The organism is Parachlamydiales bacterium (genome assembly GCA_041671045.1).
Lineage (GTDB): Bacteria > Chlamydiota > Chlamydiia > Chlamydiales > JABDDJ01 > JABDDJ01.
The window spans coordinates 111,290-135,850 of sequence record JBAZCF010000009.1; the positions used below are offsets into that span (position 1 = coordinate 111,290).

Here is a 24,561-nt window from a genome sequence, read left to right on the forward strand (position 1 = left end):
ATTAACTATTTACCCAATAGGACCATTCTTGGTTAAATGTGGGATTTTCGCGGCAATACTTATAGAAGTCACGTAAAAAGTTAATTCTTGCTTCGGCATATTCTACTTTCCAGCTTTCATCCATTTCATCAGTAAATAAGTTGATACCGCCGATGAACCACTGGCGTAAGACGATCTCCTCAAACGAGACGTTCCCCGCGTTATGTATCATATCATACATTGACATGAAGGTGGTCGTGCGTCCTTTTCCACCTTTACAGTGGAAATGCAGCCAGGCATTTTTAGGTAATTTTTTAACAAAGGAAATGAATTCATCCACAGTTTTATCAGCGGGACGAGTATGATCGGTCACATAAAAACGGCGATAGTGTGAGCCGAGGCCTTGAGCTATCGTTTCTTCATTTTCAATGCGGTCTACTTCGATGTTTTCTAATGTATCGCTCTTCTTATCTAGAAAAAAGGAAGCAATACGCTGAGAAAATAAGTCCACGAGTCGCTGGTGCTGCTGATTCTCGATTTCTGTAGAACTCATTCCCACATTGCCCCAATTTCTTTTTGCATACCAACTAATGGCGTGGCCATTCACAAATCCATGGATTTCCTGACGGAGATCGACAACATATATATTATTTTTGTTCTTATCGACGGTGTTAAGAATAACCTCTAGGGAATCTTTAGAGAATTGGGAACTTCCCGACATTCTCAATTTTCTTAAACCCGCATCGCTAGGGACAAACCCTTTGCGTTTAATGATTTCGGGAGAATAAACGTAGGATGTCGTGCGGAAACTGCGTGGCAGTTCGTTCAAATTCACCATATTAAAAATCAATTTTTCTGATGGCTCTTCTTCCCATTCTTTTGCAGCAATAGCTGTAGATATTCCCGTAAATAGAATTAAGAAAACAAAATGGGAGATAATACTCTTCATGATCTACTCGTAAAAAATTTTTATAATACTTTATTATACCACGTAATTTGTAAACTCTTTTTAAAGATTGGGTAATTTTTACATAAAAGCTGATCTTATGTAGACTAGGCATTTCACCGGGTGTGCCCTAATGTATTTAGGGCTGAGATTATAGCCCAATAACCTGATCTGGGTCATCCCAGCGGAGGGAGTGTGATGTTAGTTACATCTATGATCATGGCATTGGTAACTTTGCTTACCACTGCTTTTACATTATTAAGAAATGCACGCAGTGCTTTGGCTGTCGCGGATATCGGTGGTACTGCCTCCCTTATTCCTTATTATGAGTTGGCAGCTTTACCTGCTTCCATCTTACTTTCATGGTGCCTTGCTTCCTTCCTAAAGAAACGTTCCCTACCGGTAGTATTCTATTACACTTTGGCTGCTTTTGTCCTTTTCCTTTCAGGCTACATTGTTTTTTTCTATCCTTTTTGGAAAACACACGCCGCCTATTGGCTTGCCTCTTCTTCTTTTCTATCCCACATATCCTTTTATCTTTCGGTCGGTTCTTTCTTTGTCGTAACGGAACTGTGGAAAGTCGCGCTCATCAGCATTCTGCTGTGGGGATTCATCAATAATTATATGACGCTCAGCTACGCTAAAAATACCTACGCCCCTTTGATGCTTGGAACCAGCTTAGGTGGATTTCTAGCCGGTCCCTTAGTTGAACTTTCCACTCAGTGGGGACCTGAGGTACTTCATTCCATTGCTATCGACGCTTGGCATGCGACCCTTCTTTTTGAAATGGGGATTATCGCTTGTACAAGCTGTATTGGAGGTGGTTTATTTTTTGTGTTGATAAGAAAAATGTCCGTCAGTTCACATCCTAATTTCGAAAAGGAGAGGATAGACCTTGTCAAAAGCTTCCAAGCGACAGTAGGAAATCCTATCCTATCCTCCCTTTCTTTCATCGTCCTCACCGATTACATCACCTATACACTGTTCGAAGTTCTCTTCTTGGACACACTAAAAAGCAGTTATCCCCAACCCATAGATTTCAACGGAATCATGGGTTCCCTTAACCAGTGGGCAGGAGCGCTCACTGCCTTTGCGGCTATCATCGTAGGTCCTTGGGCTATGCGTAGATGCTCTTGGAAAACGGTCGCGCTTGTTACACCCGTCTCTGTCATTGCTTTGGCAGGTCCCTACATGCTATTGGTCATGATGGGCTTAGGACATATCGAATTAGCACTCATACTAAGCTGCACGTGCTACTGTGTCTGCAGAGCAACCAAATACGCTCTGCTTGACAGTTCCAAGGAACTTGCTTATCTAGCCCTTAATTCGACCCTGCGGATGCAAGGGAAATTAATTATAGAGGGTATTGCAAGCAGAGGAGGCAGGGCTCTTGCCTCATTAACGACGATAGGCCTCATCACATTCAGCGGAGGGATCGCTGCTTCTGCAACACCGCTTTTTGTAACTTTTTTATCGACTGCATATTTATGGACAAAAATGACTTTAAAAATGGGGGATGTTCTTGACTCTGCTTTAGTAGAAGAAACAAATAACTAAAAAACTTTGTAACACAACAATATTTTATTTTGACAAGTGAAAGCTGATTACTTTTAATTTAAAAACAAAGCAATCTAAATAGTAATTCAAACTAAAAAAATATTTTTAATTTAAGATTTTAAATAAATTCGATTGACTTAAGAGTTATTTTATTCAAAAATGTGGCCATTCACACACCATTTTGGAGTTACTTATGACTGATCTACTTCGTAAATTCGCCTTTATCGCCCTCACCACACTCTGCTTTTCCTCAACAATGCATGCTGATGAATTTGATTGCTGCAACGACCCTTGCATCGACGAAGTTTGCGTTCTTGAAGCCCCTTACTGCGGCACACCACTTAATGAAGGAAACTGGAATATCTCTATTAAAGGTGGCATCGCCCCTTCCATATGGATGAACAGAGGCAATGGATATGTTGTCATCCCCACTAACGTCCCTCCGGTTCTTTCTTCCGGACAAGTTAAATCTTACCAAGACCTCTTCGATATGCCTTGGGCTGCCGGTCTTGAGATCGCCTATAACTCCACAGGCCATACTCAGTATTTCATCGAAGGTTTGTACAGATGCTCTCCTAACAAAACTGTCCTCACAAGAACCTTCCCCGATACTCAAATTACTATCCGTGAAACAATGGACGATGGCAAAGATTGGTTCGGTTATTTTGGCGTCCGTCAATTTTTCTGCCGCGATTGGATCTGTGACAGCGTAGCACCCTATATCGGTTTTAAAGCAGGATTCGTACACCACCAGAAAATCCGCATAAAAGTTACTGAAAATGCGTCAAAAGCAGGCAGTTTCACCTTGTTTGAATCTACAACCGGCGTTTCTGCTGGCTTATTCTTAGGTTTGGATTGTGCTTTAATGGAATGCCTATCGCTACAATTGCAGTCAGACGTTTTGGTATCGCAAGCTATCCAAGGCAAACGCAATATCGTCCTTCCCGCTGTAGTTGAAAATGGTGCAACGAATATTATTGCCGGAAGAGTCAATACAGAAATCACTTTCCCCATTACTGTTGCCTTACGCTACTCTTTCTAATCGTCATCATAGAAAAGGATGCTGAATTCAGCATCCTTTTCTTTTCCAGCCCATCCATAATTAATTTTTCAAAAAAGTAAGTTTGGGCGCTATCCCCGAGTTCAAGCATTTTTTTAGAAAAATTTCATCAAAATTAATATTTTTTTTGACTTCTTTATGCCCTGTTCTCTACAGTAGGCCTAAACCACTCAAGATTGAGCAAGGAGACTATACATGACTTCTAAATTACGTAATGTGGTCGGACTATTCCTAGTTTTGACCTGCCTGTTAATCCCAACAAAATCATTTGCATGGGGTGAAGATTGCTGCGACTGGAACCAGTGCGAAACTAGCTGCTGCCCAGGCCCATTGTCTGAATGCCATTTTAGCGTACTCGTGAAAGGCGGAGTTGTTCCAACAACTTGGAATAACCGTGGCACAATTTACGCTGTCAACCCATCATTGTTAGTACCAGTTTTCTCCATTGGCAAGACTCCAAAATTCAATGACGTTTTCGATTTGCCTTGGACTGTTGGTCTTGAACTTGGATACAACACTTCTGATCATACACAAGTATTCTTAGAAGCTAACTACTTAAGCGCTGAAGGTAAAAGACACAGCCATTTCCTTGACACGCTGGATCTTACTTTCACACACCACCACCATAACGCTCAAGCCTGGACAGGTTACATTGGCGCTCGTTACTACTTCGACCGTTGCTGGTTGTGCGACCGCGTAGCTCCATTCCTCGGATTCAAAGCTGGTTTCATCCACCACAAAAAAGCTCACAGCACAGTTGAAATCAATGGTGTTGAAGTGGGTTCAAGCTCCTTCTTCCTTGGCCAAACTGGTGTTAGCGCCGGAGCTCAGTTAGGTTTCGACATCCAAGTTTGGGACTGCCTATCCGCTGTTCTTAACTTTGAAGTCGTCTTCTCCCAAAGCCGCCGTACAAACAACAACATACCGCTTGTATTCCCAGTTGGAGCTGCTCCAATCGGTGGAATCACCAATCTTAACGTAGGTTCTTTGGGTAGAGAAGTATCTTACCCAATCACATTAGGACTACGTTACGAGTTCTAAGAGACCTTTCTTAAGACCCTTCCTGCATCTGCTGTAGGAAGGGTTTTTCTTTTTATCCTTCTTCGTCTATAGTATTATTTCCTAAGAATTAAACTTTTAAGGCTTTATCATGTCACGTACGTTATCCTCTGAACTCATTTCCCATGCGGGTCAACACGTCACGGTTCGTGGGTGGTTAAATAACGTCCGCTCCCTTGGAAAAGTCAATTTTGTTGTTCTGCGCGACCGTATGGGGTTCATTCAAGTCGTGGTTGAAGATAAGGAAGAATTTAAAAAGGTTTCCTCTCTTCAGCCGGGCACTATTTTGAAAATTGAAGGCAAAGTTGTCGCGAATGCTAAGGTTGAGAAGGGAGCTGAAATTGTAGAACCAAAAATCACGGTCGAAGTACCTATCACAGAAGTTCCTCCGGTAGAATATTATAAGCCCGAGATTCCCTCTGATCTTGAACACATTCTTGATAATAGACCTATCGCTTTACGCAACCGCCAACTGCAGGCCATCTTTAAAATCCAAGCAGAGCTAACACATGCTTACCGCCTTTTCATGCACGACCATGTGAAAGCAGTAGAATATTTTGCTCCCAACATGATCGGCGCTTCCTCTGAAGGAGGGGCAGAATTTTTTAACGTAGACTATTTCGGATATACCGCTACCTTGGCCCAAAGCAGTCAGCTTTACAAACAGATTATGGTAGGCGTAAACGAAAGAGTGTTCGCTCTAATGCCATTTTTCCGTGCCGAGAACTCCAACACTCCCCGACACCTTACCGAAGGGAAACAATTTGAATTTGAAATGGGATTTTTTGACGATTGGCAGGATGTCTTAGATGTGCAGGAAAACTGCATAAAATTCATGATAAAGCATTTAAGAAACACGTGCCCTAATGAGATTGCTGTTCTAGGCAATACATTAATAGATGCCCCTGAAGATATCCCATTCCCCCGCATTACATTTCAGGAAGCGCAGGAAATTTATTTCCAGCGTACTGGCATTGACGAAAGAGAAGAACCTGATCTCAGCCCAGCTAGTGAAAGAGAGCTTTGCGCTTACGCAAAAGAAAAATTCGGAACTGACCTAATTTTTATCATCGACTGGAAAACCTCAAAAAGACCTTTTTATGCATTCCCTAAAGAGGATAATGCCGAGCTTTCCAATACTTTCGACCTACTGTGCGCAGGGGCTGAAATCACCTCCGGCGGGCAGCGCAGACATACCTACCCATCGATGGTTGAAGGCATTCTGTCCAAAGGCATGCATCCTGATAATTTCAGCGACTATTTGAGTATCTTCAAATACGGAATGCCTCCTCACGGTGGTTTTGGCATGGGTCTAGAAAGACTGACCATGACGATATTGCGTCTGAAAAACATTCGTGAGACGTCATTATTCCCTTCCGACCCAAGAAGGATTGCTAGTAATCGCTTGAAAGCAAAAATTTTCTACGGGGGCGAAAGCATCCGCAATGAGATTGTTAGGTTATTGCGTCATAATGATATGCAATTTACCCACATGGAACATGCTGCAACCTATACTTCAGAGGAATCGGCCCAAGTGCGCAATACACTGATGGAAGAGGGTGTGAAATCCATTATCCTACGTGGAAAGAACTCTAAGAAAAATTATCAAGTCAACATCCCTTCTCACTTGAAGCTTGATATGAAAGCTGTGGCTGAAGTGCTGGGCGAAAAATGTGAATTTGAAGATCCCGAAGTCATAAGGGAACGTTTTGGATTGAGTATTGGAGGAGTTCCCCCCTTCGGTAATTTATTGAATTTGGATGTCGTTTACGATGCGGCCATCCGTGAAAATTCTAGGGCAGCTTTCAACTGCGGCTTGCTAAATGAATCTATCATCATGACTTCCAAAGATTTGATTAGCATAGTCCAACCTAAAATTGCTGCGATTGCAAAGCCATAAATGCGGTGGGGATTCAGGCAGAACTGAATCCCCTCGTAAGAAATTCGTACTCTACAATAATGTAAATCTAATGTAAAAAAATATTTTACACAATTTGCATTGAGGATCGAATGAACCTTCTAAAATCCATTTTCTTTTTTGCACTGTTCCCCGCGCAGATCCTATGGAGTACTGTTTCTGTCAAAGACCGTATGATCGCAGATCTTGAAATCATAAAAAATGCCTATGAAGTCTGTTATGCTCCGGCTGAGTGGAAAAAGACCTTTGCGGATTGGGATTTAGACGTAGAATTCCAAAAAGCCAAGGATCAGATTGATTCCATCGATTATATTACGACCAAAGACTATCAACGCATTGTTAAACACTTCCTGCTTTCTACTAAAGATTACCACGTCTCTCCCTTATTCCATTCTACTGAAATGTCGGCCTTGCCATTTCGCCTACAAGGAGCTGAGGGTCGCTATTTTGTCGTCCAGACCAACAACAAGCTTCGCAATTATTTAGAGATTCCTCTTCAGGTTGGAGATGAGATCCTCACTTTTAATCATATCCCTATCCATGAGGCTATCCAAAATTTTAGAAGGAGTGAGTTCGGAAATCCCGATTCAGAAACTGACCAGGGAATGGCTGAAGGATTTTTCACCTCTCGCTTAGGTTCCCTAGGGCACCTTGTTCCCCAAGGACAGTGTGTAATTACTGTAAAACATAAGGCCAACGGTGCCACCGCTACTTACGCTCCCCATTGGGAATATTATCCCGAACAGATCGAGGCTGCCTACAATAGGAGAAATAATAAAGGTTGGATAGAACTAGAAGAAGACCAACCATTATCCGCGCATGGATTTTTCACTAAAAAGATGAGTACACCCTATGCTGTTGCCCTTAAAGGAATGCAGGAATTACTAGGTCAGGAAGACAGGGATATGATGGGATCTGCACTGGATATTCTCTGTGGTAATAACCAGATCCTTTGGCAAGCTAACTCGAATTTCTATAAAGCATACGTCTATGAAACATCTAAAAAACAGAAAATCGGCTATATCCGTATTCCCACTTATCATGCTACCTATGCAGAAGCTCAAGAATTTGCTCAGTTGATCGCCGGCTACCAGGTCAACACTGACGCCTTGATCATCGACCAGCAGAACAATCCGGGCGGCTACTTCTTTTACATGTACGCTATTGCGTCCATGTTAACAGATAAACCGCTGAAAGTTCCCTTGCATAAACAGACCTTAACTCAAGAAGATGTGGCTTTTGCACTCCAATATTTGAATCACATCGAGTCGATACGCAATAACTATGAAGCAAAACAAATCCTCGGCTCGACCCTCCAAGGTTATGGTGTAAACTTCCTTGTGGCCCAGCAATTCAAATCCCACTTTCACCGCATTATTGAAGAGTGGAATCTCGGCAGCATGATCACCTCCCCTATCTCGTTATATGGCATTGATGAGATCCAACCCCACCCTACGGCACGCTATACTAAACCGCTCCTTATCCTGATCAATCATATGGATTTTTCATGCGCAGACTTCCTTCCTGCCATCTTACAGGACAATAAACGCGCCTTACTCTTAGGAACAAAGACTGCGGGGGCCGGAGGTTTTATTTTGAAGGCCGCCCACCCTAACCGTTTCGGCATCGCCAGCTATTCCTATACAGGATCCATTGCAGAAAGATTAGACCACCGCCCCATAGAAAATTTGGGAGTGACACCGGACATCCCCTACAGAATGACTGCGAATGATCTGCTCAATGGTTATCAAGACTACCACCAAGCTTTACAAAACGCCATAGACTTAATTTTAAAAAAGTAGATGATGCTCAAACTAATACTATTTTATGTCTTTGCTTTCCTACCTCTGCTAGGAATACCTATTACCTTGGAACATGCAGTGACACCAAGAGAAGTCACTTGGGGACTTATGGGCAGGGATTATCTCGCTCCCAATCACGGTATGACATTCACTTTTCCCGGAAACGCCAAAACCGGGGTATGGATGTTCAATTGCAATATTGATCTTTCGGTTGCATTCTTAGATAAAAACTTTACTATCGTTGAACTGCATGAGCTCCAAGCATACCCTAACGAGATGGATCCGCGCAGGCCTGTCCGCACTTTCAATGATTTAGTGAAATACCCTCCTAATGATCCTATCGTAGTATTTTTCCGCAGAAAATCCATCTTCAGTAAACAACCTGTTAAATATATGGTCGAAATGTCCAAGAATTGGTTCCCCTCTCATAACGTACGTATCGGGGATAGGATCCTGTGGGATGAATCATCCTCGGAAGGGGAAATCGTTAAGCTATAATAGACTTGTTTCGCAATTCGCTTTGATTGAAGTTAAGTCGTTTCGGGAAGAGTTTCTTTTTCTTCTTCGTAACTATACTTGAGCATTCGCTCTGTCGCCACCAAGCATAAGAGGGAGCTGAGACAAAGAACGGTCATAGAGTTAGTCAAATAAAATATCAGGCTCCCTAATGCAGGCGCGACACAGCCCCGCAAGCCTACGATCAACACATTCGTCGTCGAATAGACAGCGCTATCTTCGTTCTTAGAAAACACGGGACCTGACATATGCCAAGTGAGCTCGCTGCCGGCCTGCATAATGCCGTAAACTAAAAATGCAGCGTAGACCCAGCCCGTCTCCCAACCAGCTAATAAAAGAGTTAGTGGGAATAAAGCCCCTAAGAACGTAACCATAGCACATGCTTTGAAGATATTTACTGAATTAAACCATTTTACCCACGTAGGCGATGTTGCAGCAAAGGCAAGACCTTTGCATAACCCCAAAGCAAGCAGCATCTCAGTATAAGAAAGATTCAATACATCCACAAAATACATAGATTGTACTGTATGGATCATCATTAAGGCTGAACCGCCTAACAAATATCCAATCTGGAACTTAGCAAAATCTCTTCGCTCTGACAACAAGCGCCACGCTGCTACCCACGGCTCCGATAACTTCTGCCGGTTTTTTTGTGGGATGACCGGCTGTGGAGATATATTCACACGGATCCTGTATAAAAAGAAGGTCGAAAATATTCCGATTAAAGCACTGTAGCAGAAGATCCAACGCCAAATACCGGGATAAGCATCGAGAACCCAGCCAAAGGCGAGCGGCAATAAGGCACTTCCTAAATAATCTATAGCCGATCCAAAGGCAAAAACCTTTTCCCTTTCCACTCCCTGGATATTTTGCTTAATGATCTCCATCCAAGCAGGAACAACCCCGCGCACAAATACCATGTAATAACCGAAAGCTAAAATAAGGATCCAATTGTTGGTGATCCATGGAAAGAAAATGAAAGGAAGGAATTTTAGGATATTAGCCCAGACCAAGTTAGAAACTAGCTTATCACTTCTCTGAACAACAGATATGCTCCAATAAGGTGAAAGGAGGGAAGCTGCAGGTTTCAAAGCTATGATGGCAGTAATTTGAAGCGGAGTGGCGCCAAGTTCTTTGAACAAAATGATATAAAGGATATTGTAAACAACCCAAAAGGGGATGTTTAATATACGTGTCCATAAAAATGCCGAGCGCGTCTGCGTCTCAAATTCTGTGGCTTCTTTAAAACTCATACCCCTTCAAATAATAGGATAAATACAAAACTGACTAATTGTAGCTGCCTATGAATTTGTTTGTCTAACCAAGAAATGAAGGAGAGAATCTCTCCTTCATTTTATAACAGTTCTTTTCGATCAAACTACCTAAGGATAAGGGATAAAATCATGCAATCAATGGGGCTGCGGAACTAAAACAGTGTCAAGAACATAGATTACACCGTTGCTGGCTTTAATATCTGATTTAACCACTTTGGCATTATTGACGTTGATATTGGAACCATTAACTTTTAGATTAATTTTCTTACCGCTTAAAGTCCCTACTATAGAAGAGTGCAGCTGTTCACCCTCTATCTTACCAGGAATAATGTGATAAGAAATAACCTCTTTAAGCTTGTCTTTATTCTGTGGTTTTAGCAGTGTTTGCAAGACGCCGGCCGGTAATTTTGCAAAAGCGTCATTGGAAGGAGCGAAAATAGTGAAGTCTTTAGACCCCTTCAACTTTTCGTCGAAGCCTGAAGCTTTTAAAGCTGAGACAAAAGTGCTAAATGATGGATCAGCTGAAGTAATTTCTAGTAAGGTGAGGGTGTCCGTATTCTGATCCCCACTTCCGGCTTTCAAGCCGCCCAAAGAAAATGCTAGTACTACCGCAGCTAAGGCGATAAAACCAAGGATAATTTTATTCATGAAAAAATCCCCACTCTATAAATTGTTTTTCAATGGTCAGTGAATCATCCTGATTTTTTTTTTACAATGACATTTACTCTAAAGTTGTTATTTCTTAAGACCTTTGGATTTTGGCATTTATTTTTACAAGGGTTTGTCATATAATCCTTTAAAAAAGAGTTAATATGATTCTATTTAATACAACAACTACAATCCAAACCATTAAAGTTATTAAAGAGTTGATTGTTAATAGTAACCATCAAAAAAACTCAAAAATCGATATAAAACGTGTATTAAAAGAATTTCGTTCCGAATTGGAAAAACTCTCGCTCGACCAATTCGCCCCACTTGCCCTGCGAACCTTCATTAAAGACTCCCTGTTTCCGGAAAAACTTAAGAACCTATCCAAATTATTAAAAACTGAAAAAGATAGCCTCTCCGAAGTGACCTCCTATTTGTCTACTCAGGAAGAACTTTTGCTGCAGCTAGAAAAAACTGAAAGTCAAGAATCAGAGGAATCCGCCAATGCCCTCCTGCAAGTCCGCGCATCATTACAGGGAGAAAGGCCCAATTTCCAAGAATTAACACCCTTTATTCATAAAATTATTCTCGAAATATTTATCTACTCGCCTAATGAAGCCATACAACGGTCTGCAGAGAAATATAGCATGAAGTATTTTATCTGGATGCTATACACAGCTGCTGTATTGGCGTATCAAGAAAATATCTCTATTCCCCAACTGGAAATTCAGAAAGACCATATTGTTATTTCAAGTTTTGAAAATTTATATGTAGATCTATGGCAACAAATAAAGGCAACCCCCCCGTTTTTCCAGCAAATCAGCAGTATTTTTGTTACGTATCGGGAATCCGTAACCGACCTCCTGGGTAGCTGTCACCTTGAAGATATTCTGAAGACGCACTACCACACAGTATTCACTTCTCCCGCATTTCAAACACATTCTTCTGACTATTTCAACAAAGTCACCGTGTATATAGCGTCGTTAGAAGGGATCAATAAGGCCGCTGCATGTAAAGCAGTGTTGGATCATCTTAAACTGGAAGACAAGGCCCTGCTGCCCTGGGTCTGCGAAAACATAGATTATAATGCCTTTTCCTTCATCCAGGCAGCACTCCTGCAAGCTGCACATAATATTAACGATCAAGCAACATACCTTGAACTTATCCCGCATGCACTGAAATTTAGGAATGTCAATTGTCCCATTCAGATTAAGTATGTGTCTCCAAAGGAAAGAGCCAGTCATCCCCTTCTAAATTATCTGAAAAGTTTGCCCCCCAATGATCAAACGGAAGCCCTAAGTACTAAATGCTACCCATTAGCACAGTATTGCCTGCAAAGGGGTGATATTTTGGGAGCCTTCAGAGTCTATGCATTTTTCCTGACGTATAACCCATCTACCTTAGATAAGGCGTATGATATTTTAAAAAACCTAGTCATGCCCTACGCATATAATACAAACCAGCTGCAAAATATCCTCGAATTTTTTGCCAGGACTTTCGCGGAAGAATCACCGGACAATCTAACCATTGCCCTTTCCCAACTCAACAAAATCCTTCAATCACTCCTTTCTAAAAACATTTCAAACCTTTCTTGGTCGCTCCATTTTAATCGGCTTTGCAAGGATATAAAATCCATTCCGAAAATTCATTTTCTTCTTTTAGTCTTCAAGCCATTCATTAGCCAAGACACCCTACATACAGCGTGGAGTAGAATTTTCTTAAGCTATGGAGAGTTACAAAAGAAGGGAAAAATGCAGATCCAATCGACGATGCAGATTATTATTCACTGCACTGAGAACAAAAAAATGATCCTCAAAGAAGCCTATCAACTTGAGTTTCCACCAGAAGCACTCAGGAATTACATCAGAGAGGAAATCGCTAAACTATTCCAACCGAGAGGGTGATTTTTTTACCATCTCTCATCAAAACATATATCGAATGCTGGATGATCAGGATTGGAACACATGGGCTGTACAATCCGCGTATTCCTGTATTCACATTCCTCTTTAGGAGGCAGCTGAGACAACAGCTCCTTTATCTGGGGAATCATTTCACGCGCCGCCTCACGACCAGCCATATATAATTGCATTTTGGCTTTGTCATTAAATGTCCCCACACCGCACATCTTCGGGCGGATGTTGATATTAGCATCTCTGATACTCAATGTATTCTGCCACATAAACGCTATCTCTGTGCTGCGTGATGCTACGCCAAAAAGATTGGTGGGAAAAGTCTTAGGTAATAACTCACATAAATCCACTGCAATAACTAATTCAGCACCTAAATGCCTTGCCACGCTTACCGGCACGGGATTAATGATGCCCCCGTCGACAAGAACCCTGCCGTGCATCTCTACCGGAACAAACACTAATGGTATTGAGGTAGAGGCCCTCACAGCTTTGATCAAATCACCACTGCCTATCGGAACCAACTCCCCCGAATTAAGGTCAGTAGCTACAGCAATGAAGGGAATCTTCAATTCACTAAAACAGGTGGCATTCAGTTTATCATCTAGCATGCGGGTCATCGCAGTTCCTTGGGATAATCCAAAACGGCAATCCCAAATGTCTATATCCAAGATTTTGTCAGTCTTTAGATTTTTGACTGCATCCTTGACCACACACATATCCATACTATCCGCATAAAGAGCACCTACGATACTGCCTGCACTGCATCCGATGATCACATCAAATTCAATACCTGCGTTCACCAATTCTTCCAATACTCCGACATGGGCCATGCCGCGCACTCCGCCGCTACCTAGGACTAAAGCAACACGGATTCTTTCCGGAACTTCAAAACAGGGTGGAGGGGGGGGCTCATGATCGGGTATATATTTATGCGGGCAACAGGCTGTTGCAATCAATATTAATAGTGTGTGGAGAAGGTATATAGAGTGTTTCACAGCTGACTCGAGGATCGTTAGTAAAGACCCTGATATTATATAAGACTAAATTTTAATGTTACTATTTTGGCACTAGATCATAAAGCTCTTGTTTATCAACAGGATAGCCTAACATCAGAGCTTGGATCTGTATTTGCATATCAGGAGGCGTACTGTTTTTAAAGTTTGCGCTTTCAAATATTCCCTCTTTAAGGGGTTTTGCGACAACTTTTGAATCTCCCAATCTATAGACGGATGACTGTCTTATATCTCTTTCATAGGGTTCTTCCCCTGTATAAAGTTCATAAAGCACAACCCCTAAAGCATAGTTATCTAAGCGTGTTAAATTGTAGTTGTATGCTTCCCAATCATTCTTCTTCACGCACTTTTGCAACTGCTTTATAATATTCACACTTGTATACTCAGCTGTTCCAAAGGTATGTTGGATATTGATTAGATCCGGTAGGTTGGGATCGTTAATAGTGTCTTTTAACACTCGCGCTTCCCCAAAGTCGGCAATCAAGACACGTCCCCCCTGGTCAACTAAAAAGTTGGGCATTTTTATGTCTTTATGTACGACTCCCATTTCATGAAGAATAGCTATGGCAGCAATTGTATCTTTGGCAAGTTTGTTTTTTTCCTTGATAGTTAATGAATCTCCATGCCTCTCTATATGGTTTGCTAAATCACCCTTAAATCGTTTCATGTGATATCGGTGTTCTTCCAGATTCACAAAAGAAGGGTTAGGAGAGACGACAATGCAAGCATACTCTCCTGATTTTTTCTTTCTAAAAGCATGCGGAAACTTGGGCCTGAGATCATCGATATGTTCTTGAATACGCTGATGTGTTTCGTGCAGGACTTCCACTTCATTCTCAAAAGCCTCCACGTCCATACCAATCTTTTCTACAGAAGCAGATCCACTACTTAATTTGGTGCTGGCATTGATCATACCGCCACCGCCACCTGCAATAATTTCTTCACTCCGCAAGTACATTTTTAAATAAATTTCATCCTGCGTTTGTATAGCTCTTACATCGATGGTATTTTCGCCATACCTAAAAGAAACATTGTCAGAGGGGCTATTCTTTAAATAGTTTTTCGCTAATTTAACGATCTCATTTAACTGTTTCTTATTGAATTTGAGAGTATTATTGTATTTCTCAGCGACCACAACCATGCCATTCGACGCTGACTCCTCTTTAAATCTATCGTAGAATTTCATGCTGTCCAGTTCATCGCCGGAAAATGCCATAGAAATAGTATCGATAATATTTCTATTTATTTTCGATTTTTCATTAGAAATATGTGGAGAATTCAAAGGTTTACTAGCAATGTTAGGATTTTGATTCTCTTTATTAAACCAAGTAAACAAAGAAACCATACTAAACCTATTATGTGTCCATAATACTATAGTAAAAAAAATCGACATTAAACTAAAACATAATTAAAATAAATTAATTATGTAAATAAAATTTATTCTTTATTTCCATCTAGAAATAAATAATTATTAATAAAGGCAACTAAAACATTCAAGATATTAAAAATTTAATAAAAGAGAATTTCAATAAATTAGGCCATAAAGATTTTGCTGAAGATCTAGTCTTCCCTTCAGAGGAGAACACGTTGGGTTTTAAATGAATAAATCTCCCCAAGAAGCTTTCTTGGCAAGTTTGTACCTCTCCCCTTCTTTGCGAGAAATTGTCTCCTTCTTAAGTTGCCCCTCAGGAACGCATAGCTTCAGCGCTAAATGTCCCGAATGTTTATCAGGATAACCGACAATTCTGCTTTTAAGAGTAGGGGTAGAAGAAATGCGCTCAAATAAAACATACGAGAATTTTTCATCTTCATAGGATAAACTTCCCTTCTTCAGATAACGATGGATGGGAGTCCTCTCTAACCTAACACTGAAATGGCACCAATCCCCTTCCGGCATTGGACAGGCAAAAGCATGTGGACAAGGTGCCGTAATAGCCGCTCCTTGTAATAAGAGCTGCTCTCTGCCTGCTCTTATCACTTCAAAACCGGCCTTACTACCCGGCTCAACGACAAGCAAAGCAACTTTAGCTTTGGACCACAACCACTTTAATACCTCCATTCGCTGCTGCAACGGTATTTCACCTAAGGCATAGGAACAAATGACTAGATCATGCGCCTGAATATCTGGCAAGGACGTCAAATCAGCTTGCACCCATAGGGAAGAAGCCAGCCCACTCTCTGTGGCTAATTTTTTTCCTAACGAGATCAAACCGGCGTCTCTCTCGACCAAAGTAAACGGCCCTGACATCCCTTGAGTTAATGCTGCCCAAGAGGCTGTTCCTGGTCCGGCCCCTACATCTAAAACACTTTGACAACCTTCCGGGTTTTTCCAGGAAGTTAAACACGATTCCACCGCAGCAAACGTTGCCGGCATGCGCGACAAGACATAAGTCAACCTATCGTCTTCTGTACGTATAAACTCATCCGCCTGCCCAGTCCCTTCCCTGAATTTATAGCGATGAGTCAGGACTTCTCTAGAGTCTGCTAAAAGACGCAGAGAATGTTTTTCAGCTTCGCTCATCAAAGCTGCTAAAAGTTTTTCAGGCAGTTGCATTATCTAAGCTCCAATTTTACTACAGACTCTACATGGGAAGTTTGCGGAAACATATCGTAAGGGTACACTGTACCCAAAGTGTAGCCGCGATCGACAAGTATCCTAGCATCACGGCCCAGTGTTGCAGGATCGCAGGATACATACACAATGGACCGTGGACGCAACTCTGCTAATTTTATTAGGAATGATTCTGCACACCCTTTCCGCGGTGGGTTTACAATAACTACATCCACTTTACCGCAAGATGTAATGTACTCTTCGCTAGCAGCGCAGACAAATTCTGCATTTCCTATTTCATTGCGTCGGCAGTTATCCTTGGCATCTTCAATCGCTTCAGGCACTTGCTCTACACCTATGACCTTTTTGACTTTGGCAGAAGCACAAAGGGCTAAAGTCCCCACACCACAATAAGCATCCAATAAAATATCCTCTGCAGTACACTCGGCCAATTCAATAGCCTTTTGGTAGATCTTTTCCGCCTGATGCAAGTTAACCTGAAAGAAGGATGCGGGAGAAACTTTGAACACTCTTTCTAAGACGTACTCTTCAATACTACCTGCACCGCACAGAGTAACAAATATATTTCCCAAAGCAGTGTTGCCGGCTTCAGAATTAATATTCATGACCACGCCTTTAACAGCCGGACAACGTTGCATAATGGCTTCTGCTAAGGGTACTAACTCCCTCTTTTCATCACGGCTTACAACAAATGTGACCAAAACCTGCTGTGTAGTCTCTGCTGTCCTAATTTGTAGGAACCGCAGCAACCCCTCTCCTGTCGCATGATCGTATGCACTTAATAGTGACTCACGCACCAACGCGGAAACCTGGCTAAAAACCTCTTCGCCTAAAGGGCAGTGCACCAAACATTCTCGGATCGGGACAAGCTCGTGCGAATTACGCGCATACAACCCTAAAACGAGACCATCCTCACCTTGCCTCACAGGTAATAATATTTTATTACGGTAATGCAATGAATGCGGTGAGGGAGCACAAGGCGCTACCTCTATCTCTTCAAAACTTCCAAAACGTGCTAAAGCATTGACTACCCTCTCACGTTTAAACTGAAGCTGCCTATCTAAATTCATATGCATCAGCTGGCAGCCGCCGCAACGTCCAAAATATCGGCAGGGTGGTTCCACACGGAACGGGGATGGATTTTCAATCTGCTCAAGCCGCATCCTGCTGAATCGTGATGAACAATCAAAAACACGTCCACGCACAACTTCATCCGGCAAGGCCCCATCTATTAATAAGCGATGCCCATGCCAGTGTCCTATCCCTTCACCATTGAATCCTAGTGACTGAATAGTTGTGTTGATATTTTGGTTACAACGCGGTTTTTCTCTTTCTTGTCCCATAATTATTGCAAGACGCCCTTTCTAAAACTCAAAAAAAATACACAATTAATTCTTTACGTGTTAAACGCACTCTAAAAACTTCAAAAAGGTCTTTTATGAAGCTTAACTATAATACACTCCTTAAGAAATTGAAGCCTAGTCTATTGTGCCTACTCATCTTTACATTTCTTCCGCTCACCCTGCAAGCCGCACGTCCTTTTTTCTGCCTTAGCATCCCCAAATGCGGAACGCACCTTATCCAAAAGATGCTGGTCCTGCTCACAAGAAAGGTCCCTATCGAACCTGCCTGGTTCATTAAATCGGTAGGTGCCTATACTTTTTACGAAGATGCACCCGCAGCAGATGCTGAAAAGGATTACCTCAAATTCGAAGCCATCATGGCAGGAATGGCAGCCAATAATGAGTTTGCTACCGCGCACCTTAATTTTTCCCGCTTCTTCATCAAGTTTTACGAAACCCATCCCGAATACCAACCCATCATTATCGTCAGAGATCTTCGCGACGCCTGCGTCTCTCTCGTCATTTACCAATGGAGCGAAATCGAAACAGAAATAGGGCCCTCCACGTTTGATCAGAAACTCAGCTGGGTCATCGAAGGAAACTACGGCATCACCCATTTTCCTATCCTTAACATAAAAAAAAATGCTAGGGAGGCTGCTCTTTGGAAGAAAGTTCCGCAAACCTTATTTGTTAAATTCGAAAACCTTGTCGGTCCGGAAGGTGGGGGCAGCAGTAGAGATCAACAAAGGTCCATCACAAAAACCGCAAACGCCTTAGGGATGCGGATCGACGAAGGAGCTCTTGCTCATATCTGCGCCAGCATCTTTGGTAATAAAGGGCCCGCTGTTGTCAATGGCACCTTCCGCTCGGGGCAAATCGGTGCATGGAAGAAACATTTTACACGCAAACATGTCAAAACATTTAGACAACATTTGGGTGAATACCAAAAGGCCTTAGGCTATTTTGAGTAATGCATTCGCTCTCGGGCATAACAATAATGTCCCTCTATCCGTAATTGCATGCATTCCGTAGCAATCAGGGATAGAGGGAGTGCAATCTAAGTTATAGCTAAGACCTTATCTTACAGCCTGAGTAGGAATTCCGGCTAATATGCTCGACCATTCCTGCGGCGAAATACCCACATCAGGAGAATAAGTTGGAGCTTGTACAGTCCCAAAACTATAAGTTGGAAGTTCATTCTGCACGTTATATGTGAAAGGACTTGGTGGTAAAACCATTTCCGTGTTTTTAAAGGCATTGGCAATATTGCTTACCCAATCAGCATACTGAGCAGTAGCAGCACGGTTAGCCTTATTAATGTTAGCAAACTCATTATCCTTCCATTGGGTAACCTGCATACTTTGGGTACGAAATTGCAAATTATAAGGAGCCATCAAAACATTATATAAGTTTTGAGCTCTAGCCACTTCTAGATTCTTTGCAAAGAGTGCACGATCAATAATGGGTTTATGTTCAGGATTCTTCGAGTCTAGTCCCTCAACTGCAGAAAGGTAAGCTTTAGCTGCGTTTGATTTAACAGCTTCGGCATTATCGTTAAAATAAGTGTGATACATATCTAATGTTTGCTGAAGAAGACCTATCTGTTGCTGAGCATGATGGATGATACGGCCTTTATCAGCATTTGTCTCTGTCTGTAGATCATCAAAATGCGCTTTTACGCCCATGAAAGTTGTAGAAATCTGAGAATACTGAGGTGGAACGAATCCAAATGTATGAGTCAATACTTGTTGATCTAACGGATTAAAGGTGAAGAAGGATTTAATCTTATCTACAGTAGCAGAAACACCTGTAGTATAATCTTTCATAAAGGCTGGAGCCCAGCTATGCCAAAGGTTTTGTATTTCAGGCTTACTAATGTAATGACTAGCAGCGTAACCTCTTTGAAAAGCTATGGGAAACGCGTGGTCGCCTAATACAGCAAGGTGCTTACGTGCTGAAATAACCTTTTCGACAGGATTTTCCCAAGCCTCCAACTGACTGTCGGCGGTGTAATTTCTTGCAATCCCTAAGACGAGCGACGATACAGCCGACACAACACAAAGTACAGGCAGTATTTTTACACTATATATTAGCGCGCCTACACCTCCTAATCCTACAACAACACTCGCACCGATGAGTTTTAAGGCTTCAGATCTGCGATCTTTCCAATAATCTTGCGCATCTTTCCGGTGTCTATTTGTAGCTGTAGTAATATTGACTACATTATCCACTCTTGCGGTTAAAGATTTATCCGTTTGCCATTCTTTTACATTCCCTTCAAAAGCATAGACGCTGGCATCCGCGGAAATCATATCCTGATGATAAAGGGGATTGCTGCGTTCGTAGATTTCGTTTTTTCCTAAAATAAAATCTGTAATTCCTGACATAAAGTTATCCTTATAACGGTTAAATAAAAAATCAAATCTAACAAAAAATTATAAAGGAAATATTAATACTTTACAATAATAACATTAAGAATTTCGTTTGAGTATTAATTTGATTTTATTCATAGTAGTTCCTATTACTAAGATGTCTGGTATTTTATGCGTTTATTTATTATCCCCTTATGCTGCGTAGGAATACTCCTAGGAGGATGTGCCGCTCACAACCTACCTGCAAAAACACAACTGGAAATACGCCAAATTCAATCGCGTGACTTCGACACCTGCGACCAAAAATTGGTCATGAAAAGTATGATGAATGTCCTGCAAGATGACGGATATATCATCAAAAATGCAGTCTCTGATCTCGGCTTACTTAGTGCAGAAAAGGACATCGACGTAACTAACTCCCTCCACGTATTTCTTGCATGTATGGGCGGTGAAGGCCGCTGGAACAAACATTCTGTCTTGGAAGCTTCTGCAAACGTCACAGCCTACGAAAACACCGTCCGCGTCCGTATCAATTTCCAAACGAAAACATTCGACAACTTTGGCGCCGTTTCAAGCGTCGAGCAAGTCCATGACCTTGGTTTCTACCAAGAGTTCTTTGATAAGGTTCATAAAGGAATATTCTTACAAAAAGAGAATCTATAATGCATCTAAAACTAATCTTAGCTTCATCCTTAATGGCAATTTGCGCTACATCCTGCTCAGGAGTTAGACAATATTCACAGGACTTTTCCGCCCGCCACGAACAAGAGATGACCCTAGGCGTGGTCCAAAGGGAACTTTACACAGGCATGCCTCAAGCAGATGTTGCCTGCATCATGGGCTCTCCCAATATTGTAACAAGAGATGATAAAGGCAACGAAACCTGGATCTACGACAAAATCTCCCATGAAGTTAAACGCTCAGAATCCAGCGGCCTCCTCCTGTTCATTTACTCCGGTTGCGATGCTCTTTCTAAATCATCACAACATCAAAAGACCTTAACCGTCATCATAAAATTTGATGAAAATGGCAAAATTGATGCGTTAAGTTACCATGCTTCAAAGTTTTAAAAACACAAACTAACTCTAACTAAAAATCAACAAATTTCGCTTGAAGTATTTATGTTAGGGCATTATGCTTTTCAAGCAATGGTCAAAATAGAATTATTACAAAAGGTAAATACATGTCAGCAGCAATTCAAAAAATATTCGGCGCATGCCTGCCAGAAGCATGCTTTTCGACAGCTCCCGCATCTACTCAAACGCAGAGAATAGCAGTACAAAATCTTGGTGAGAAACAAGAAGTTTCTAGCACATTTAGCTGGGGCGCAAGAAAATCCGCTCAAGTCCTAACTTTCGGCGCAGCCGGTGCCTTCGCAGTGAAATTCGTCGTCACAGCTAACTCCTTATGGATCCTTGCAGCAGTCTCATCACTCGCTTTGGCAGCGATCCTACTTAGCAATCCTGCGCCTGCTAAGAACAAGCCCCCTGAACCCACACTAGAAGAACTTCTAAAAGCACAACGTATCCAAGGGATAGACCGTTCAACAGAAGCAGCAAAAGCTGCAATGGGCCGTGCTGAGACACACAAAAACCAAGCTAGTTCCGCTACAACAGCTGCTCAAGCTGCTCATCATGTTACAGCTGCATATACTGCTGCTCAGGATGCGCGAAGGGAAGCTAATTTAACAATAACTAATGGTATCATATCAGAAGTCGCGGATAGCCATGCTAAAAAGGCGGCAGGATACTATCGAGAGGCTGACGCAAAATTAGATGAATTGAAAGCTGCTGAACAAAGAGCAAACGCATTAGCCCAAAAAGCTGCTGCAGAAGATCAGCGCATTAACGGGAAAGTAGCTGAAGCAAAGAAAGAGCAAGCAGCGGCTGAAGAAGATCAAGGAAAAACATTCAGATCTAGAACCGTTGAAGAAGCTGAAACACACAAAAACAATACTTTCGTACACTCTCAAAGAGCACTTGCCGCAGCAGAAAATGCAGTTTCAAACGGTGTAAGATCTCCAGAAGCTGACTTAGCTGCTAGATGCGCAAAAGAAGCCGCTGAAAAAGCCAATACTAAATTCGAAGCACTAAAAGAAGCGGCGCAGAAAAAAATAGCGGATGCTGCTGAGAAGAAAAGAATTGCTGATGAAGCCGAAAAAGTTAAAGCTCAAGCTGAACTTGAAAAAGCGAAAGTTAAAGAAGAAGAAGAAAAACCAGAAGTCGAAGAAGAAACTAAGGCTGAGGTTAAAGTAGAAGAAGAAGATAAACCAGCTGCAAATTCTGACGCTGATGCTGAAACAAAAAAACAAGAACAAGAAGCTGAAGCTGAGATACAACGTCAAGAAACAGAACGTCAGCAACAAGAAGCCGCTCAAATAGAAGTAGAGCGTCAGAAACAAGAAACTGCTCAAGAAAAGACACGTGTTGAAGAGCAAGAACAACTAGCAGAAACCGCTAAAAATCGAGCTGAAGAAGCAAGAGATCGCGCATTAAGTGCAGAAACTTCTGAAACAGCACAACAAGAAGCAAACCAGGCTACACTCTTACATCTAGAGGCAGTTGAGGCTGCTACAAATGCTGCAAAAAACGGACTTCGTTCAGAAAAAGCTGACGCTTCTGCTGAAGCTGCTAAACTCGCTTCAGAAAAAGCATCTGAAAAAGCTGCTCAATTAAAAGCAGCTGAACAAGAAAAACAGCAAGAAGCTGAAAGAATTCGTCAAGAAGAAGAAATTGCACGTAATGCAGAAATAGAAGCTACTGCTAAAGAAAACATACGTGTTAAAGAGCAAGAATGTTTAGCAGAAGGTGCCCAACAAGCTGCTCAAGAAGCAGAAAAACGTGCATCCACTACAGAAACTGTTGAAGAAGCAGTGTACGAAAGTGATTTGGCTAATGCATTCGTTTTGGATGCAGAACGTGCTGCAGAAGAAGCTGCGAAAAACGGAGTTCGTTCAGAAAAAGCTGACGCTTCCGTTCAAGCTGCAAAACTCGCTGCAGATAAAGTATCTGAAAAAGTTACTCAACTGAAAGCAGCTGAACAAGAAAAACAGCAAGAAGCTGAAAGAATTCGTCAAGAAGAAGAAACTGCACGTATTGCACAGCAAGAACAAGAAGCTGAAAGAATACGTCTGGAAGAAAAAGAAACTGAAAGAAGACATCTGGAAGAAGAAGCTGAAAGAAGACATATTGAAGAAGAAGCTGCGAAAGCAAAACTTCCTGAGTTAGAGTCTACAGAAACTGAAGTAACTGAAGAAACTGAAGTTACATTACCAACAGAATCTGACAAAATAATGTCTGCTCAAAAGGAAGAAAAAGTTGATACAGAACAATCAACACTTCTACAAACACCAAGCTCACCACCACCCCAGACTCGCGGCGTTACAAATTCAGTTGTACCAGGTTCACCATTTCATACTTTAGATCTTCCCAAAAAGTCAATTGTCCCAACAACGCAAAACAATGCGACTCTTACTTCGAAATCTGAAGCTATAAAAGAACTTCAAGAAGTACATTATAAAAACTTACTTGAAAGCTTTAAAAAGACGATAAACTCGAAGAAAGATGAGTCCGGCAACTTTATTAAGGGGCAACTTGTTAGCATCAGAGAATTGAAAAAAGCTCATGATGAATATGTCAGAACATCTGGAGAGCTTCTAGGAAAAACTGCACTAATTGAAGCAAACCTAGAAAAAGATAATATTGACTATTTCACTAAACTTGTTAAATTCCTCGAAGACATTGTTAAAGAGCTAAGACCTCTTAAAGAGCAAAAGCTTCTTAACGAAGTGGGATATGCTACTCTCTTAGAGAACTTGTATAATTCTAACAAAGATCAACTCGAAAGTGCTATTGCAGCTTATAATAAAAAAGATGCATCAAATGATATTAATGGTCTTTCCGGTAGATTAATAAATATTTCAAAATTCTTATTCCCTGATTTTGAAATACCAGCTAAACAATAAGCTAATTCATCTGTCATTATTATCTCAGCCTGCATATGCAGGCTGAGATAAGTTGATTTCAGATCGAGTTTATCCTAGTATGAGAGTGCTGCGACTTGTCGCAGCTTTCCCAGCCCTCGACTTGTCAAGGGCCCCTATCCTTCTGAAAAAACAATCTTTTTATTTGCATTTTGCAAGATGCCCCACCAAGTCGCAGCACATTTAACTGCGAAGCAGTCTTTTGCCACGAAGTGGCTACAGGATGTTAGCCATGTGTGAATGAGCAAAGCGAATGAACGCATGGAAATGGTATTCTCTAGAATCAAGCCACAAAGTGGCGGCAGATTTAAGAGTGGGCTAGAATGACACACTGGTGTCGCCACTTCGTGGCAAAAGACTGCTTCGCAGTTATGCATATGTAATGGGGGGGGGTAAACCTTGAAATTAATCTCAGAAAAGGATACTTACCAATTAATTGAGTATTAGCTATAAGCATAATTTTCACGTTAGAAAATATGCAAAAAATATTTCAAAATTCTTATTCCCTGATTTTGAAATACCAGCTAAACAATAAGCTAATTCATCTGTCATTATTATCTCAGCCTGCATATGCAGGCTGAGATAAGTTGATTTCAGATCGAGTTTATCC

The 24,561-nt window shown here is 41.6% G+C and carries 19 protein-coding genes and 1 riboswitch; of the genes, 11 read left to right on the forward strand and 8 right to left on the reverse strand.

Going from position 1 to position 24,561, the window contains the following annotated elements; all coding sequences use genetic code 11:
* Nucleotide 1: 1 nt before the first annotated feature.
* The gene (locus tag WC222_09930; protein ID MFA6916702.1) at nt 2–928 is read right to left on the reverse strand and encodes a hypothetical protein; all 927 of its coding nucleotides are present in this window, start codon (nt 926–928) and stop codon (nt 2–4) included.
* Nucleotides 929–1,036: 108 nt separating this feature from the next.
* A riboswitch (TPP riboswitch) is annotated at nt 1,037–1,136 on the forward strand.
* Between WC222_09930 and WC222_09935 the strand changes: the two genes are divergently transcribed.
* From WC222_09935 to WC222_09960, 6 genes are all read left to right on the forward strand, one after another.
* Nucleotides 1,124–2,482 (forward strand): Npt1/Npt2 family nucleotide transporter, encoded by a 1,359-nt coding sequence (locus WC222_09935; protein MFA6916703.1) that lies wholly within the window; start codon nt 1,124–1,126, stop codon nt 2,480–2,482. Its footprint overlaps the riboswitch before it by 13 nt.
* 193 nt (nt 2,483–2,675) lie before the next feature.
* Nucleotides 2,676–3,524, forward strand: a complete 849-nt coding sequence (locus tag WC222_09940) for a hypothetical protein (protein MFA6916704.1) — start codon at nt 2,676–2,678, stop codon at nt 3,522–3,524.
* Between the two features lie 213 nt (nt 3,525–3,737).
* Nucleotides 3,738–4,583, forward strand: coding sequence for a hypothetical protein (locus WC222_09945; GenBank protein ID MFA6916705.1), 846 nt, complete (start codon nt 3,738–3,740; stop codon nt 4,581–4,583).
* A 109-nt stretch (nt 4,584–4,692) separates the two neighbouring features.
* Nucleotides 4,693–6,501, forward strand: coding sequence for an aspartate--tRNA(Asn) ligase (gene aspS, locus WC222_09950; GenBank protein ID MFA6916706.1), 1,809 nt, complete (start codon nt 4,693–4,695; stop codon nt 6,499–6,501).
* Nucleotides 6,502–6,611: 110 nt separating this feature from the next.
* Nucleotides 6,612–8,321, forward strand: coding sequence for a protease-like activity factor CPAF (locus WC222_09955; GenBank protein MFA6916707.1), 1,710 nt, complete (start codon nt 6,612–6,614; stop codon nt 8,319–8,321).
* A complete protein-coding gene (locus tag WC222_09960) occupies nt 8,322–8,819 on the forward strand; it encodes a DUF192 domain-containing protein (GenBank protein MFA6916708.1) in 498 nt (165 codons plus the stop codon). It begins immediately after the preceding gene.
* Nucleotides 8,820–8,851: 32 nt separating this feature from the next.
* Here WC222_09960 and WC222_09965 read toward each other — a convergent pair whose 3' ends face one another.
* Both WC222_09965 and WC222_09970 read right to left on the reverse strand, forming a co-directional pair.
* The gene (locus WC222_09965; protein ID MFA6916709.1) at nt 8,852–10,090 is read right to left on the reverse strand and encodes an MFS transporter; all 1,239 of its coding nucleotides are present in this window, start codon (nt 10,088–10,090) and stop codon (nt 8,852–8,854) included.
* Between the two features lie 156 nt (nt 10,091–10,246).
* Nucleotides 10,247–10,759, reverse strand: coding sequence for a fasciclin domain-containing protein (locus WC222_09970; protein MFA6916710.1), 513 nt, complete (start codon nt 10,757–10,759; stop codon nt 10,247–10,249).
* A gap of 164 nt (nt 10,760–10,923) precedes the next feature.
* Here WC222_09970 and WC222_09975 point away from each other — a divergent pair, with 164 nt between their 5' ends.
* A complete protein-coding gene (locus WC222_09975; protein MFA6916711.1) occupies nt 10,924–12,663 on the forward strand; it encodes a hypothetical protein in 1,740 nt (579 codons plus the stop codon).
* A gap of 5 nt (nt 12,664–12,668) precedes the next feature.
* Here WC222_09975 and WC222_09980 read toward each other — a convergent pair whose 3' ends face one another.
* The 4 genes from WC222_09980 to rlmD form a co-directional block, all read right to left on the reverse strand.
* Nucleotides 12,669–13,664, reverse strand: coding sequence for a patatin-like phospholipase family protein (locus tag WC222_09980; GenBank protein MFA6916712.1), 996 nt, complete (start codon nt 13,662–13,664; stop codon nt 12,669–12,671).
* Between the two features lie 61 nt (nt 13,665–13,725).
* Entirely contained in the window at nt 13,726–15,027 is a 1,302-nt protein-coding gene (locus WC222_09985; GenBank protein ID MFA6916713.1) for a protein kinase, read from the reverse strand.
* A gap of 249 nt (nt 15,028–15,276) precedes the next feature.
* Entirely contained in the window at nt 15,277–16,236 is a 960-nt protein-coding gene (locus WC222_09990; protein MFA6916714.1) for a small ribosomal subunit Rsm22 family protein, read from the reverse strand.
* The gene (rlmD, locus tag WC222_09995) at nt 16,236–17,597 is read right to left on the reverse strand and encodes a 23S rRNA (uracil(1939)-C(5))-methyltransferase RlmD (GenBank protein MFA6916715.1); all 1,362 of its coding nucleotides are present in this window, start codon (nt 17,595–17,597) and stop codon (nt 16,236–16,238) included. Before rlmD ends, WC222_09990 begins: the two co-directional genes overlap by 1 nt.
* A gap of 95 nt (nt 17,598–17,692) precedes the next feature.
* On the opposite strand from rlmD, the gene WC222_10000 reads away from it, so the two are divergent.
* Nucleotides 17,693–18,568 carry a sulfotransferase domain-containing protein gene (locus tag WC222_10000; GenBank protein MFA6916716.1) on the forward strand — a complete coding sequence of 292 codons (876 nt, stop codon included), beginning with the start codon at nt 17,693–17,695 and terminating at the stop codon, nt 18,566–18,568.
* Between the two features lie 105 nt (nt 18,569–18,673).
* Here the strand turns inward: WC222_10000 and WC222_10005 are convergent, their stop codons facing one another.
* A complete protein-coding gene (locus tag WC222_10005; GenBank protein ID MFA6916717.1) occupies nt 18,674–19,984 on the reverse strand; it encodes a hypothetical protein in 1,311 nt (436 codons plus the stop codon).
* A gap of 156 nt (nt 19,985–20,140) precedes the next feature.
* Between WC222_10005 and WC222_10010 the strand changes: the two genes are divergently transcribed.
* From WC222_10010 to WC222_10020, 3 genes are all read left to right on the forward strand, one after another.
* The gene (locus tag WC222_10010) at nt 20,141–20,632 is read left to right on the forward strand and encodes a hypothetical protein (protein ID MFA6916718.1); all 492 of its coding nucleotides are present in this window, start codon (nt 20,141–20,143) and stop codon (nt 20,630–20,632) included.
* Nucleotides 20,632–21,039 carry a hypothetical protein gene (locus WC222_10015; protein MFA6916719.1) on the forward strand — a complete coding sequence of 136 codons (408 nt, stop codon included), beginning with the start codon at nt 20,632–20,634 and terminating at the stop codon, nt 21,037–21,039. Before WC222_10010 ends, WC222_10015 begins: the two co-directional genes overlap by 1 nt.
* A 368-nt stretch (nt 21,040–21,407) precedes the next feature.
* Nucleotides 21,408–23,933, forward strand: a complete 2,526-nt coding sequence (locus tag WC222_10020) for a hypothetical protein (GenBank protein ID MFA6916720.1) — start codon at nt 21,408–21,410, stop codon at nt 23,931–23,933.
* Nucleotides 23,934–24,561 lie beyond the last annotated feature (628 nt).

Bases quoted from the DNA above. Each gene is read 5' to 3' on its own strand.
- WC222_09930 (MFA6916702.1), bottom strand. From the start codon at position 928: ATGAAGAGTATTATCTCCCATTTTGTTTTCTTAATTCTATTTACGGGA.
- WC222_09935 (MFA6916703.1), top strand. From the start codon at position 1,124: ATGTTAGTTACATCTATGATCATGGCATTGGTAACTTTGCTTACCACT.
- WC222_09940 (MFA6916704.1), top strand. From the start codon at position 2,676: ATGACTGATCTACTTCGTAAATTCGCCTTTATCGCCCTCACCACACTC.
- WC222_09945 (MFA6916705.1), top strand. From the start codon at position 3,738: ATGACTTCTAAATTACGTAATGTGGTCGGACTATTCCTAGTTTTGACC.
- aspS (MFA6916706.1), top strand. From the start codon at position 4,693: ATGTCACGTACGTTATCCTCTGAACTCATTTCCCATGCGGGTCAACAC.
- WC222_09955 (MFA6916707.1), top strand. From the start codon at position 6,612: ATGAACCTTCTAAAATCCATTTTCTTTTTTGCACTGTTCCCCGCGCAG.
- WC222_09960 (MFA6916708.1), top strand. From the start codon at position 8,322: ATGATGCTCAAACTAATACTATTTTATGTCTTTGCTTTCCTACCTCTG.
- WC222_09965 (MFA6916709.1), bottom strand. From the start codon at position 10,090: ATGAGTTTTAAAGAAGCCACAGAATTTGAGACGCAGACGCGCTCGGCA.
- WC222_09970 (MFA6916710.1), bottom strand. From the start codon at position 10,759: ATGAATAAAATTATCCTTGGTTTTATCGCCTTAGCTGCGGTAGTACTA.
- WC222_09975 (MFA6916711.1), top strand. From the start codon at position 10,924: ATGATTCTATTTAATACAACAACTACAATCCAAACCATTAAAGTTATT.
- WC222_09985 (MFA6916713.1), bottom strand. From the start codon at position 15,027: ATGGTTTCTTTGTTTACTTGGTTTAATAAAGAGAATCAAAATCCTAAC.
- WC222_09990 (MFA6916714.1), bottom strand. From the start codon at position 16,236: ATGCAACTGCCTGAAAAACTTTTAGCAGCTTTGATGAGCGAAGCTGAA.
- rlmD (MFA6916715.1), bottom strand. From the start codon at position 17,597: ATGGGACAAGAAAGAGAAAAACCGCGTTGTAACCAAAATATCAACACA.
- WC222_10000 (MFA6916716.1), top strand. From the start codon at position 17,693: ATGAAGCTTAACTATAATACACTCCTTAAGAAATTGAAGCCTAGTCTA.
- WC222_10005 (MFA6916717.1), bottom strand. From the start codon at position 19,984: ATGTCAGGAATTACAGATTTTATTTTAGGAAAAAACGAAATCTACGAA.
- WC222_10010 (MFA6916718.1), top strand. From the start codon at position 20,141: ATGCGTTTATTTATTATCCCCTTATGCTGCGTAGGAATACTCCTAGGA.
- WC222_10015 (MFA6916719.1), top strand. From the start codon at position 20,632: ATGCATCTAAAACTAATCTTAGCTTCATCCTTAATGGCAATTTGCGCT.